This is a genomic window from Roseateles sp. P5_E1 (assembly GCF_054049335.1).
The window spans coordinates 57,630-71,209 of record NZ_JBFUMN010000026.1 but is presented as its reverse complement, the minus strand read 5'-3'; the positions used below and the strand labels follow the sequence as shown (position 1 = coordinate 71,209).

General features: G+C 66.2%; 12 protein-coding genes. 5 read left to right on the top strand and 7 right to left on the bottom strand.

All coding sequences use genetic code 11. The features are described from left to right. From prsK to ACXJKJ_RS18870, 6 genes are all read right to left on the bottom strand, one after another. The coding region (prsK, locus tag ACXJKJ_RS18895) for an XrtA/PEP-CTERM system histidine kinase PrsK (protein ID WP_457391596.1) at window positions 1-1,880 on the bottom strand (1,880 nt) is incomplete at its 3' end. Between the two features lie 131 nt (window positions 1,881-2,011). Beyond that, window positions 2,012-3,394: a TIGR03013 family XrtA/PEP-CTERM system glycosyltransferase gene (locus tag ACXJKJ_RS18890; protein WP_056197181.1), complete on the bottom strand. Its 1,383-nt coding sequence runs from the start codon at window positions 3,392-3,394 to the stop codon at window positions 2,012-2,014. Between the two features lie 270 nt (window positions 3,395-3,664). Continuing rightward, complete coding sequence (locus ACXJKJ_RS18885) at window positions 3,665-3,928, bottom strand: hypothetical protein (RefSeq protein ID WP_457391595.1); 264 nt, start codon at window positions 3,926-3,928, stop codon at window positions 3,665-3,667. A 154-nt stretch (window positions 3,929-4,082) separates the two neighbouring features. Further along, window positions 4,083-5,225 carry a branched-chain amino acid ABC transporter substrate-binding protein gene (locus tag ACXJKJ_RS18880; RefSeq protein WP_056195771.1) on the bottom strand — a complete coding sequence of 381 codons (1,143 nt, stop codon included), beginning with the start codon at window positions 5,223-5,225 and terminating at the stop codon, window positions 4,083-4,085. Between the two features lie 117 nt (window positions 5,226-5,342). After that, window positions 5,343-5,765 (bottom strand): DNA polymerase III subunit chi, encoded by a 423-nt coding sequence (locus ACXJKJ_RS18875; protein ID WP_457391594.1) that lies wholly within the window; start codon window positions 5,763-5,765, stop codon window positions 5,343-5,345. Continuing rightward, window positions 5,766-7,229, bottom strand: a complete 1,464-nt coding sequence (locus ACXJKJ_RS18870; RefSeq protein ID WP_457391592.1) for a leucyl aminopeptidase — start codon at window positions 7,227-7,229, stop codon at window positions 5,766-5,768. A 30-nt stretch (window positions 7,230-7,259) separates the two neighbouring features. Here ACXJKJ_RS18870 and lptF point away from each other — a divergent pair, with 30 nt between their 5' ends. The 4 genes from lptF to ACXJKJ_RS18850 all read left to right on the top strand — a co-directional run bounded on the left by lptF (window position 7,260) and on the right by ACXJKJ_RS18850 (window position 10,951). Then, window positions 7,260-8,360, top strand: coding sequence for an LPS export ABC transporter permease LptF (lptF, locus tag ACXJKJ_RS18865; RefSeq protein ID WP_457355990.1), 1,101 nt, complete (start codon window positions 7,260-7,262; stop codon window positions 8,358-8,360). After that, the gene (gene lptG, locus ACXJKJ_RS18860; RefSeq protein ID WP_457355991.1) at window positions 8,357-9,484 is read left to right on the top strand and encodes an LPS export ABC transporter permease LptG; all 1,128 of its coding nucleotides are present in this window, start codon (window positions 8,357-8,359) and stop codon (window positions 9,482-9,484) included. The genes lptF and lptG overlap by 4 nt, the downstream gene beginning before the upstream one ends. 145 nt (window positions 9,485-9,629) lie before the next feature. After that, window positions 9,630-10,010, top strand: a complete 381-nt coding sequence (locus tag ACXJKJ_RS18855; RefSeq protein ID WP_327082878.1) for a sirohydrochlorin chelatase — start codon at window positions 9,630-9,632, stop codon at window positions 10,008-10,010. After that, window positions 10,007-10,951: a CysB family HTH-type transcriptional regulator gene (locus tag ACXJKJ_RS18850; RefSeq protein WP_056195754.1), complete on the top strand. Its 945-nt coding sequence runs from the start codon at window positions 10,007-10,009 to the stop codon at window positions 10,949-10,951. The genes ACXJKJ_RS18855 and ACXJKJ_RS18850 overlap by 4 nt, the downstream gene beginning before the upstream one ends. Window positions 10,952-11,039: 88 nt before the next feature. Here the strand turns inward: ACXJKJ_RS18850 and ACXJKJ_RS18845 are convergent, their stop codons facing one another. Next, window positions 11,040-12,731: a type IV pilus assembly protein FimV gene (locus ACXJKJ_RS18845; protein WP_457391591.1), complete on the bottom strand. Its 1,692-nt coding sequence runs from the start codon at window positions 12,729-12,731 to the stop codon at window positions 11,040-11,042. Between the two features lie 141 nt (window positions 12,732-12,872). On the opposite strand from ACXJKJ_RS18845, the gene ACXJKJ_RS18840 reads away from it, so the two are divergent. Further along, the gene (locus tag ACXJKJ_RS18840; RefSeq protein ID WP_056195749.1) at window positions 12,873-13,577 is read left to right on the top strand and encodes a Crp/Fnr family transcriptional regulator; all 705 of its coding nucleotides are present in this window, start codon (window positions 12,873-12,875) and stop codon (window positions 13,575-13,577) included. Window positions 13,578-13,580 lie beyond the last annotated feature (3 nt).

The window sequence follows — 13,580 nt, the reverse complement described above, 5'->3', positions numbered from 1 at the left end:
ATGAAATCCTCGCTCATGCCGCAGCCGCTGTCCTCCACGCGAACGCGCGCCTGGCTGCCCTGGGCATCCAGGGTCAGGCAGACCCGGCCGCTCGCGGGCGTGGCATCGAAGGCGTTCTGCACGACATGGCCAAGCACGCGCTCCACGCGCTCGGCATGCCCACGCGTGCTGACACCGCCCTGCAGCGTCAATTCCAGTACCCTGCCCTTGCTGGAAGCCGCAGCCGCAAGGCGCTTGGCGATCTGCTCCAGGTCGACACCGCTGGTCACGCCATGCGGCTTGTCGCCCTCGCGCAACTGGAGCATCAACTGGCGCATCTTCTCCAGCGAGTTCTCCACCGTATCGAGCATGTCCTGCTGGAATTCAGGGTTGTCGCGCAGGCGCTTGGCGTTCTTCATCATCAGCGAGAGCTGGGTGACGATGTTCTTCAGGTCGTGCACGACGAAGGCCGACATGCGGTTGAAGGCATCGAATTTGCGCGCCTCCAGCAACGCCTCCGTGGCCTGGGCCTGGTCCAGATAGCCTGACGCCTGGCTGGCGGCCGTGCGCAGCAGGTCGCGCACCTCCCAGTTCACCTCGACAACCACACGCGGCCGCCCCAATACCGCAAAACCGATCAAGGCTTCGCGCACCAGCAGGGGCACCAGCAGCCAGCAACGTGGCTCGTCGGCCAGCCAGGCCGGCAATTCGAGGCCGGGGTAGGCCTCAGGGCGTTCACGACACTCATCCACGTCGACGATCCAGGCGCGCTCGCGCCAGAACGTCGCCAGCGGGCCATCGTGCGCCTCGCTGCCCAGTTCGGCGGGCAGGTTCCAGCGGGCGGCCTGCACGAAGTCGCCACCCGCGGCACGCGGCAACCACAGCATGCCGCTCGGGCTTTCGACCAGGTTGGCGAGGGCGCGCACCACGGTTTCGGCCGTGTGCTGGGGTTCTGCGCTGCCGGACAAGAGCTGGGTGAACCGCAGCCACTCCTCGCGGTAGTCGTAGCGATAGCTGAAGAAGTTCTTGCTGATGTAGACACGCAGGCGCGAACGCATCGACCCGGAGGCCATCAGCAGCGTCAGTGCCACCAGCGCGACGAAAACCAGGGCTACGGACAGCGCCCGCCCCCACTCGCCGCCGGTGTACCGCACGTAGTAGCCCACGCCGGCCACCATCAGCAGGTAGACGCCGACCAGTAGCAGCGTCGCCGAATGGAAGACCGCCGCCCGCGACACATGCAGCCTGCCGAGCCAGTCGGCATAGCGGCGGGACGCCACATAGAGCAGCGGCACCGCCGCGGCATGGACCAGCGAGCGAACGCTGATCGCGTCACCGTCAAAACGCTGGAACAGCGCGGCCTGCGACCCGATGAAGAGGTCGAAGACAAAGATGGCACCCAGCCCCAGGCAGACCGGCTTGGCATTCCAACGCGCGTCACCGGTCGCATTGCGCAGCATCTGCTCGACCATCACAAGGCCCAGCACTGCCAAGCCCAAGGCGGCGAAGGCCTGGGGACGAGCCAGGCTCTCCGCCGGTACGCTCTCGCCGACCAGGAGCAACACCAGACGCGCCAGCACCGCGACGACCGCGAGCGGACGCAACCAACCCAGGCCACCGCCCCGCCGCGGTGGCGGGAGCAGCATCAGCATGAAGGCAAACCAGAAGCTGATGCGCAGCAGGTCAAGGCCCGGAACGACCCAGGTCGGCAAGCGGTCGGACCAATGCCTCAGTTCATCCATCAGCGCCAGGCCGGCCCAGATCGAACTGGCTGTCAGCGCCGCCAGGAACACCATGGCGAGCACGGAGACGGGCATGCTGCCCCGCAGCAGCCGCTGCGCGAAGTAGAGCGCGAACAGCCCGTAGGCCGCACAGCAGATCAGATCGCCAAGGCTGCTCAAGGAGAGGAAGGGAGCCAGCGCCTCAATCATGGCGCCCGGGGCAGAGTCCAAATCGGCGACAAGAGACATGCATCATTCAAGCATGCCCCTGGCGTCCGGGCATCGGCGCTTACGCCGAAGCGCCGCCGCGCTCAGCGAGCGCCCTTGCCAGTCAGCACCACGGCCACCGTCTCCAGCATGATCAGCAGATCAAGGAAGAGCGAGTGGTTCTTGACGTAGTACAGGTCGTACTGCAGTTTCTCGACCGAGTCTTCGATGGTCGAGCCGTACTCATAGCGCACCTGGGCCCAACCCGTGACGCCCGGCTTCACGCTGTGGCGCACAGCGTAATAGGGGATCTTGCTGATGAGTTCGTCGACGAAGAACTGGCGCTCCGGGCGCGGGCCGACCATGCTCATCTCGCCCCACAGCACATTGAAGAGCTGGGGCAGTTCGTCGATGCGAACCTTGCGGATGAAGCGACCAATACGCGTCACGCGGTCGTCGTTCTTGGTGGCCCAACGCGGCTTGCCGTCCTTTTCAGCATCGGTGCGCATGCTGCGGAACTTGATGACGTTGAAGGGCACACCATTCAGCCCCACCCGCTCCTGACGGTAGAGCATCGGCCCACGCGATTCGAAGCGGATGGCCAGGGCCGTGATCAGCATGATGGGCCAGGTCACCGCCAGAATCAGCGCGGCGAAGACGATGTCGCACACGCGCTTGATCGCGGCGCGCAGCATGCCCTGGCTGAAGCCGTCGCCAAACACCAGCCAACCGGCATTGACATGCTTGATGTTGATCTGGGCCAGTGTCTTCTCGAAGTGAGTGGCGATATCCACCACGCGCACGCCGGACAGCTTGCAATCCAGCAGTTGCCGCAACGGCATGCTGCCGCCGCGGCGCTCGCTGAGGGCCACGACGATCTCGTCGACGTTGTGCTTGAGCGCAGCTTCGGTCAGGTTGGCGCCGTCATTGATGATCTCGGCCCGCGGCACTTCGGGCTGGTCCTCGTTGGGGCCGGCGTAGAAACCGACGATCTGCGCATGCGGATCGGAGGCGCGCAAGGTATTGCCGACGGAGCGCGCCGCAATGCCGGTGCCGAAGATCAGGATGCGGCTGCGCATGCGTGCCTGAGTACCCGAATGGGCCGCATAGACACGATGCACCATGACTGCGGCGACAGCGCTCATGGCAACCAGGGTCAGCATGTCGCGGTGGCTGGTGTTCGAAGGCACCAGGCTGAAGATGGCATAGGCCAGCGGCAGGCCAAACAGCAGCCCGAACAGGGCCCGGGCGCAGGACTCCGTGATCGAGCGGTTGTGCACATGCTGGTAGAAGCCCGTAGCCGAATTGATCACGAACATGCAACCGGCCAGTGACAGGCCGTGCGACGCCGCGAACGGCAGCACCATCTGCGCCGACTCACCTTGGCTGAGCACGACCGCAATGACGGCGAAAACTATCAGGCCGAGATCGAAGAAGACCTGAAGCAAGGTCTGCTTATGCAGGTAATGGTTGAATATTCGAATCATTTGCATTCCCCGATCATTACTACTGGCGTTCCCGCATCTGCAATCCGATCAATGGAATTCGAATCAATATCGATATTCCATTCACCCTAGCGCGGAGACCGCCTGCCGTATCGCCACCTCGATGACAACCTCGACTGCGCAGACCTCCTCGGAGACCGCCCGGCCGGCTCTGAATGCCCGTTTCGGCCACACGCCGCAACGGACATATCCGACCAACCCTTGATCGCGCCGGCATCATGCCTCTGGCCCCCTGGCTTGAAAGCCCCCCGTTTAGAGGGTGCTTGCCCCTTGAATCCGCGTCGTGCCGCAGCCCGCGAGGTCTCCGCCGCGGTCATTTTCACAACGGGCCGCAGTAGAACCGAAAGCGGGCGACAACACCATGACAGGGATGGCGCCAGCCGCTGCAAAACGTGCGAAACGCACAGGCGTCACATTGAAATCCGACGAAACCCGATTCATGCGCTCTTGCGGCGGCGAGGTCCGGTTTTCGAGCAAATCAAATATTGCCCTGCTTATTTTCTGGGCAGTATTCACGATCGGCCGTAAGGCTTGTCGCAACGAGCACTCCTTTGTCGTCCTTGAATCTGATCGATCCCATTTTGGAGCTCCTCAAAGCGACGAACCCGCCAAGGGCGGGTTCGTCATGAAAAACGCCCGCCGAGGCGGGCGTTCTGGACGCGAATCCGAATCAGCGCACGACCGCGATCTGCTCGCGGGCGCCGCCCTTGTAGGTGAACAGCGTCAGGGCGCCGTTCTTGATGTCGCCCTTCTCGTCGAAGGCGATGGTGCCGGTCACACCCTTGTAGCCGGCCGTCTTGGCCAGAACAGGCAGGTACTTGGCCGGGTCAGCCGAACCGGCCTTGACCATGGCAGCCGCCATCACATTGACGGCGTCATAGACGTACGGCGCGTAGATCTGCACATCGACGTTGAACTTGGCCTTGAACTTGGCCTTGAAGTCGTCCATCGACTTCTTGGCTTCGCCCTCGACACCACCGGCTTCGGCGCAGACGACCTGGCCATCGGCCATCGTGCCAGCGGCCAGCTTGGGCAGTTCGCCCGAGCAGATGCCGTCGCCGCCCATGAACTTGGCTTCGATGCCAAGCTGCTTCATCTGGCGCAGCATCGGGCCGGCCACGGCGTCCATGCCGCCGAAGAAGACGACGTCGGGCTTCTTGCCCTTCAGGGAGGTCAGGATGGCGGTGAAGTCCGTGGCCTTGTCGTTGGTGAATTCGCGGCCGACGATCTTCCCGCCCGCGCCCTTGACACCCTTTTCGAACTCGTCGGCAACGCCCTGGCCATAGGCCGTGCGGTCATCGATGACGGCAATGGACTTGCCCTTCAGGTCCTTGGCGGCGTAGCGGCCCAGCGTGCCACCCAGGTGCACGTCGTCAGCCACGACGCGGAAGGTCGTCTTGTAGCCGTTGCGGGTGAACTTGGGGTTGGTGGCCGACGGCGAGATCTGCGGAATGCCGGCGTCGCTGTAGACCTTGGAGGCCGGGATGGAAGTGCCCGAGTTCAAGTGACCCACGACGCCGTTGACCTTGGAGTCGACCAGCTTTTGCGCAGCAGCGGTGCCTTGCTTCGGATCGCCGGCGTCGTCTTCAGCCAGCAACTCGAACTTGGCCTTCTTGCCGCCGATCATGACGCCCTTGGCGTTCAGGTCCTCGATGGCGAGGCGGGCACCCAGTTCGTTGTCCTTGCCCAGGTGGGCAATCGCGCCACTGGTCGGTGCGACGTGGCCGATCTTGACGACCAGGTCCTGCGACATGGCAGCGCCGCTGAGCAGTGCTGCAACTGCACCCACCACGATATTCAACTTGATTTGCATGGATCAACTCCAGTTTGAAAGAGAGAGGAACAAACAGAGAACCGTTGATTTTTCAACCAATTGAACATACCCCAAATCCGGGGGGCTCTCATTCGGGAAAGCGTGGACGCAGCGTTGTCAACCCGCCGCGGAAAAGTGGTCCAGCTTGGCTCCCGACTGCTGGTAGACGCGATAGCGCGCACGCCCAGCTTGAACGCGCTCGGGGGCCTGTCCGATGACCTCCAGCACGCGTTCAAATGCAAGCGCATCCGAAGGCATGCCGTCGCGCAGGTTCAACAGCAATCCGCGGTGTGGCAGACGCGCCGCGTCATCAACCAAGAGGACCTCGCCCGGCGCGGGCGCCGTGGCGCCGTCCCAACGCCGATGCGGGATGAAATCCGCCGCGTCGAAGCTCCACAGCAACTCGTCTAGACGAGTTGCCTGCGCCGCCCCCACGCAGACACCCACCGGCTTGCCCGACGCGAGGGCGCGGCGGATCAAGCGGCAGGCAAAGTGCAGCGGGTCCGCCGCGTCGCTGTAGAAACTGACCTGCTGGGTCACTTACTTCGCGTGACTCAACACGAAGTGCGTCAACAGGCCCACCGGCCGGCCGGTCGAGCCCTTGGCAGCGCCGCCCTTCCATGCCGTGCCGGCGATGTCGAGATGGCCCCAGCGGTATTTGCTGGTGAAACGCTGCAGGAACTTGGCCGCCGTGATCGAGCCGCCCGCGCGGCCGGCGATATTGGGCACGTCGGCGAAGTTGCTCTTCAGGCCTTCGGCGTACTCGTCGTCCAGCGGCATGCGCCAGCAAGGGTCGAGGGCCGCGTCGCCCGCTGCGGTCAGCGAAGCGGCCAGTTCGTCGTCGCTGGCGTACATGCCGCTGCGCACGCCGCCCAGCGCGATGACGCAGGCGCCGGTCAGCGTCGCCACGTCCACGACGACCGCGGGCTTGAAGCGCTCCGCATAGGTCAGCGCATCGCACAGGATGAGGCGGCCTTCGGCGTCGGTGTTCAGGATCTCGATGGTCTGGCCGGACATCGACGTGACGACGTCGCCCGGCTTGATCGCGCGGCCGCTGGGCATGTTCTCGCAGGCAGCGACGATCATGACCAGATTGAGCTTGGGCTTGAGTTCGGCGATGGCGCGCAGCGTGCCGATGACGCTGGCCGCGCCGCCCATGTCGAATTTCATCTCGTCCATCTCGGCACCGGGCTTGAGCGAGATGCCGCCGGTGTCGAAGGTGATGCCCTTGCCCACCAGCACGACGGGCGCCACCGTCTTGGCCGCGCCTTCATAGCGGGCAACGATGAAGCGCAGCGGCTCGTCCGAACCCTGGGCGACGGACAGGAAGCTGCCCATGCCGAGTTTCTCGACGGCCTTCTTGTCCAGCACCTCGACCTTCAGGCCATGGGCCTTGCCCAGGCCCTGCACGACCTCACCGAGATAGGTCGGCGTCGCGAAGTTGGCCGGGCGGTTGGCGCATTCGCGCGCCAGTTCGACGCCGGCGGCAATGGCTTCGCCACGAGCCAGGCCGGCCTTGGCCGTCTTGATGTCAGCCTTGCCGACCAGCAGGGCAAGCCTGGCCAGCTTGGGGGCTGCCGGCGCACTGGGCTTGGTGTGGCGGTAGACATAGACCGCATCCGTGGCCGCGAGGGCGGTCTGTTCGGCCAGCAATTCGACGTTGCCGGCGTCGAAACCAACAAACGCGACAGCCGCGCTGACCACGCCACGGGATTTGATCTGCGCCAGGCCTGCAGCCAATGCGGCGCGCGCGGCAGCCAACGTCGTCTTGCCGCTGGCGACGAGGACAAGGCGAGGCGCCTTGACCCCTTCGGCGTGGGTCAGCGTGAGTGCCTGGCCACCTTTCAGCGCGAAGTCGCCGAGCTTGATGGCCGCCTGCGCATGACGGGCAACCACTGCATCCAGGCCCTTGGGCAGCGCCTCACCGCCGAGCACGACGACCAGGGCGTCGGCACCGGCGCCCGCGAGCCCATCGAGCTCAGCGGTTTGAATCTTGAAGTCCATAATGACCAGAAGTAGGTAGAAGTACTTTTGATGTTATTCGATTCATCCACGCGATCCGAGCTGGCCAAGAGCTTCGGCGTCACGCTGGTGGTCATCCTGACCATCATGTTGACGTCGACGCTGATCCGCACGCTGGGCCAGGCCGCGGGGGGCAATGTGGCGCCTCAGGACGTCGTGCTGTTGATGGGCTACGCGACCATCGCCCACCTCGCGACCATGCTCATCCTGTCGCTGTTCGTTGCCGTCGTCATCACGCTCAGCCGCTCCTATCGCGAGTCGGAAATGACGATCTGGTTTGCCAGCGGCGTGCCGCTGTCGCGCTTCGTGCGCCCGGTGCTGCGCATGGCCTGGCCGGTGCTGCTCGGCGTCATCGTGCTCGAGCTGCTGGTCTGGCCCTGGGGCAACCAGAACAGCGCCGAATTGCGGGACCGCTATCAGAAGCGCGGCGACCTCTCGCGCGTGGCGCCGGGCCAGTTCCAGACCTCGCGCGACGGCAGCCGCGTCTTCTTCATCGAACGCGACGGCGACAACGCCGCCACCGGCCGCAATGTCTTCATCCTCGCCAACCAGAACGAACGCGAGTCGGTGACGACCTCGGCCCGCGGCCATCTCGAGATGGAAGGCGATGACCGCTTCCTCGTGCTGGATCACGGCCAGCGCAACGAGAGCCAGCTCAAGACCGGCGAGAAAAGCCTGGCACGCTTCGAGCAGTACAAGGTGATGACCGACCCGCAGGTGCTGGCCAATGCCAACCAGCTGCCGCCCAAGGCCATGGCGACGTTGGACCTGCTGCGCCTGCCCACGCCCAAGAACCAGGGCGAGCTGGCCTGGCGCTTCGGCATGATCCTCGCCGGCTTCAACATGGCCCTGCTCGGCGTCGGCCTGTCGGCATCCAACCCGCGCCGCGCCAGCAACTGGAATCTGCTGTTTGCGCTACTGGCCTTCGTCATCTACTTCAATCTCATCAACCTGTCGCAGTCCTGGGTAGGCAACGGTCGCACCAGCCTGCCCCGCGGCCTGCTGACCGTGCATGGCAGTGCCCTGTTCCTGGCCCTGGCCGTCATCTGGCTGCGCGACAACGCCAACCGCTTCTGCCTGCGCCGCCGCGTAAGCAAAGAGGCGATGGCATGAGGACCGTCCGCGCCCTGCTCTACAAGGACATCGCCGGTTCGGTGCTGATGGTCGCGCTGGCCTTCCTGTCGCTGTTCTTCTTTATCGACTTCGTCGACGAGATCGAGCGCATGACCCGCGTCGGCGCGGGTGCGGGCAAGGCCGCCGTGCTCGCAGCGATGGAGCTGCCTGGCCACTTCTACGAGCTATTCCCCATCGCCGTGCTGATCGGCGCCATCGTCGCCCTGGCCCGACTGGCGCAGAGCAGCGAGTTCACCATCCTGCGCACTGGTGGCCTCGGTCCCGCGCGGGCCCTGGCCCTGCTGGCCGGCCTGGCCGCCGCGTTCGCGGCGCTCACCTTCTTCGTCGGCGACTACGTGGCGCCGCGCTTCGAACGCGAGGGGGACGAGATGCGCGCCCGCTTCGTGCACGACAGCAACCCGGCCAAGCGCGGCGCCTGGCTGAAGGACCACCAGAATATCGATGGTCGGGAGCGCAGCTATTCAGTCAAGGTTGGCCGCGTTGGCGGCGGCGGCGAACTGGAGGATGTGCGCATCTTCGAGTTCGACGCCGAAGGCCGGCTGATGTCGCGCACCGAAGCGGAAAAGGTCGACGTCGACGCTCAGGGCATGTGGCATCTGCAGGCGGTCAAGCGCACGGTCTGGAACCCCGGCACGGCGACGGCCAGCGGCAGCGTCGGCGACGTCGTCATCAGCGAGCAGCAGCTCGACAAGCTCGACTGGCAGAGTTCCCTGCACGCCGGCGTCATCGCCGCGGCCGTGCTGCCGGCCATGTCCATGTCGACGCTGGAGCTCTACCGCTATACCAAGCATCTGTCGGCCCAGGAGCAGTCGGCCCAGGCGCACAACATCCAGTTCTGGCGCAAGGCCTTCTATCCGTTTGCCTGCTTCGTCATGGTGGCCCTGGCCCTGCCTTTTGCCTACCTGCATGGGCGCTCGGGCGGCATCAGCATCAAGGTCTTCGGCGGCATCATGCTGGGTATCAGCTTCGTGCTGCTGAACAACGTGACCGGCCATCTGGGCCTGCTGAAGAACTGGACACCCTGGGTCGTCGCGGCAACGCCCAGCCTGCTCTACCTCGGGTTGTCGATGGCGGCCTTCACCTGGCTCGTCAGATACCGCTGATGAAGCCCCCACGGTCACTTCGTGCCCTGCCTTGCAGGCCGCGCCAGGCCAGTGGCCCGGCTCTTCGCCAGCCACGCAGCGTCCACCGGACGCTGCGTGCGCGGGCTCAGCCCCCCGAGGGGGCGCCAGCGTCCTTCGGGCGGCCGTGCGGACGCTGATGGAAGGCCTGCTGCTCTTCGCCCATGGCGCCCGCGATCCGGCCTGGGCGCGGCCCTTCGAGACCATTGCCGAGCGGCTGCGCGCCGCGCGTCCCGGCACGCCGTTGGCGATGGCTTACCTTGAGTTCATGTCGCCCGGCATCGAGGAAGCGGCCGAGCAGCTGGCCGCGGCCGGCTGCACACGCGTCCATGTGCTGCCGCTCTTCCTCGGCACCGGTGGCCATGTGCGCCGTGACATCCCGCCCCTGCTCGACCGCCTGCGCGAGCGCCATGGCGACGCCATTCAATGGCTGCTCCATGCGCCGCTGGGTGAACAGGAAGCCGTGCTCAACGCCATCAGCCTGGCCTGCCTGGCAATACTCGAATGAACCTGCATCAATTCCGCTTCGTCCAGGAAGCGGCCCGCCGCAACCTCAACCTGACCGAGACAGCCAAGGCGCTGTTCACCTCCCAGCCGGGCGTGTCCAAGGCCATCCTCGAGCTCGAGGAGGAGTTAGGCGTGGACATCTTCTCGCGCCACGGCAAGCGGCTGCGCCGCATCACCGAGCCCGGCCAGCAGGTGCTGGCCTGCATCGAGATCATCCTGCGCGAAGTCGGCAATCTGAAGCGCATCGGCGAGGAGTATTCGCGCCAGGACAGCGGCACCTTCTCCATCGCGACGACCCACACCCAGGCCCGCTACGTGCTGCCTGCGCCGGTGGCCCAGCTGCGCAAGAACCTGCCGCAGCTGCGCATCAGCCTGCACCAGGGCAGCCCGGACCAGGTCGCCAAGATGCTGCTCGACGAGACCGCCGACCTGGGGCTGGCCACCGAGTCCCTGGCCCAGTACCCGGAGCTTGTCACCCTGCCCTGCTATGAGTGGCAGCACGTCATGGTCGTGCCGCGCGACCATCCGCTGGCCAGCGTCGAGCGCGTCAGCCTGGAACAGCTCGCTGGCGAGCCGCTGGTGTCCTACCACCCCAGCTTCACGGGCCGCACCCGCGTCGACAAGGCCTTCGCCTCGCGTCATCTGACGCCCAATGTGGTGCTGGAGGCCATCGACTCCGACGTCATCAAAACCTATGTGCGCCTGGGCATGGGCGTGGGTATCGTGGCCGAAATGGCCATGCGCGAGGAGCCCGCCAACAGCGACTTGGTCGCGCGGCCGCTGGGCACGCTGCTGGGCAGCAACGTGACGCGCATCGCCTTCAAACGCGGCGCCTATCTGCGCAACTACGTGTACGCCTTTGCTGAGCTGCTGTCCGAACGACTGTCACGCAAGCTCATCGAGAAGGCCATGAACGGCGACTCGACCGACTTCGGGATCTGAGTTGGGACCGAGAACAGGCCCTGCGGCCTGTTTGACGCCCGATGAAGGACTGCCAGCATGCAAGCTGGCAGGCATGAGGCCTCAGGCCTCAGGATTGGCGGCCGAAGCTGGAGTCGATCGGCAGCATCAGGTCCACCTCCTCACCGCGCAGGCCGGCCTCGAAGAGATCGCGCGCCACGCTGTAGAGGGTCAGCAGATCGCGGTAGGCGGGCAGCTCGAAGCTCGGCACGCCCGGTCCGCCGCCGCGGGCGAGCAGGTCCTGCAGCATCTGCAAAGCGGTGCCCGGTTCAGGCCAGACGACCTGCAGATGAGCGATGACGCTGGGGCTGGCATCCAGGCTGCGGCCACGCGCCAGGCTCTGCGACCACTGCGGCGCCAGCACCCGGAAACGCTGCTCGAACTGCTTGACTAGCTCAGCGAATACCTCGGGCTCACCGCGCTGCTGGCAGAGCTCCATCAGCATCAGATAGGGCATGGCGCCGGCATTGCCACGCGCCAACCGCGTGGCCAGCAGGTCGGCCGCCGCTTCTTGCTGGCCGAGCAGCTGCAGGAAATCGACCTGTTGCTGCAGGTCCAGCAGCTCGTCCGCCACGGTCAGCTCGTTGGACAGCACCGGCGCGGCCGCGGCCTGGACCGGCAGACGCATGGTCGCCTGCATGTCCATCGCGGGCGGTGCGACAGCGGGTGGTGGCGGTGATGCAATGGGCGCCGGCGGCCACGCCATCGGTCGAGGCTGTGGCCGCGTGACCTGGTGCTGGCCTTCGTCCGGCAGCGCCGCGGCCTGGCCGACGACAGGCGGCGCCATGCCCGGCGAGTGCTGTGGCACCACCGCCGGCAGGCCGGCCCCTTCGGCGGCATGCAGGGCACGCCAATAGGCAAGCTCGCGGCGGGCCCGTTGATCGCGCCAGCGGCTGAAATAGAAAGCCGCCGAGCCCGCCAGCAGGCTCAGCCCCAACGTCAGCACCCAGGTCATGGGGTCGCGATAGGGCGAGGCATGTGCGCTGCGCACCGCCACGGGCGGCGGTGCCACGGCCGGTGCGGAGGCCGGCGGTATGGCCACCGCCGAGGCCGCGGCGGCTTCGGCCAGCAGCCGTGCCTCCAGGTCGGCGCGCAGCTGGGCCACGGTCTGCTCAAGCTGAGCGATCTGGGCTTCCAGCTCGGGCGTGAGCTCCATCTCGGGCGCGCTGGCGGCAGGCTGGACGGGCCGCGGCGCTTCGGCCACCAGCACCTCAGGCCGTTCCAGCACCAGGCGTGGGCCACTGGCGCGCGGCTTGGAGCGGGTTTTTTGCCGTACCACCGGGCCTGGCGCCGGTGCGGGCGATGCCTCGGCCATCACGCTCGTCGGCGGGGCGACCACTGGCGGCGCCGCAGGCGCGGGCGGTGCCGGCACTGTGGCGGCATCGGCCGCAGGGTCGACGAAAGCATTGAATTCGCGCGTCAGCCGCAGCGGGCAGCCCAGAGCCAGCGTGATGCGCAGGGCCGGCTCGTCGATGCGCGCCAGGCTCTGCAGGCGAATGCGTTGCTGGCCGGGTTCACCCTCGATACGCATTTGCAACAGCCCAGCCGGCACCCGTGCGTCGCCAGCAGAGACCTCGGCGCGCACGCAGGAATCGGTCAGTCGTTCACCATCCGCCAGCGTCAGCGGAATGCTGGCGTCCAGCGGTTTGCCGAGGGCAGAATGAATTTGCGGCCGTCCCAGGCCCAGAGCCTGGGCGTCTGGCGCCAGGCCAAGCAGCAGTGCCAAAGTGGGTGTGAGAGCACCCAGCAAGGTCGGGCGCAAGGCCGTGAAGGGCATTGACTGCGGGCGGCTAGCTATCGGTTGAACGAGGGGGTGAAGACGGCGCGGATCACTCTAGCATGGGGCCACCTCGCCAATGGCCCCATTCCCAGGGAACCGCGGGCGGCACAATGCCCCCAGACCATGAACGCACTCAGCCTCACCCCCGCCGAACGCCAGCAGATCGATCAGGGCGCCTGGTTCTCCAAGCTCTCCGAGACCCTGCGCAACGACATCCTGCAGCGCGCCTTCGTGCGCCGCCTGCCCGACGAGACCATGCTGTCCCACCGCGGCGAGCCTGCCGAGGAGTGGTCGGCCGTGGCCAAGGGCGCCGTGCGCGTCAGCTCGGTGTCCCTGGCCGGCAAGCAGATCTCGCTGACCTATGTCGAGCCAGGCACGTGGTTCGGCGATATCGCCCTCTTCGACGGCCTGCCCCGCACCCACGACGCCTATGCGCACGGCGAGACGACGCTGCTGTGCGTGCGCAAGTCCGATTTCCGCGCGCTGTTGCAGGCCCACTCCGAGCTCTATGACGCCTTGCTGCGGCTGAACTGCCGCCGGCTGCGGCTGATGTTCGACATGATCGAGGACCTCAACACGCGCCCACTGGCCGCCCGCCTGGCCAAGCAGGTGCTGCTGCTGGCGCGCTCTTATGGCGTGCAGGAGGGCGATGAGATCCGCATCGGTTTGCAACTGGCCCAGGAAGACCTCGCCCAGTTGCTCGGCGCCTCGCGCCAGCGCGTCAACCAGGAGCTCAAGGCTTTCGAACGCGAAGGCGCGGTGCGCGTCGAGCCGACCCGCCTGGTCGTGCTCAGCCGCGAGAAGCTGCTAGCAGCCGCATCCCGATAAGGC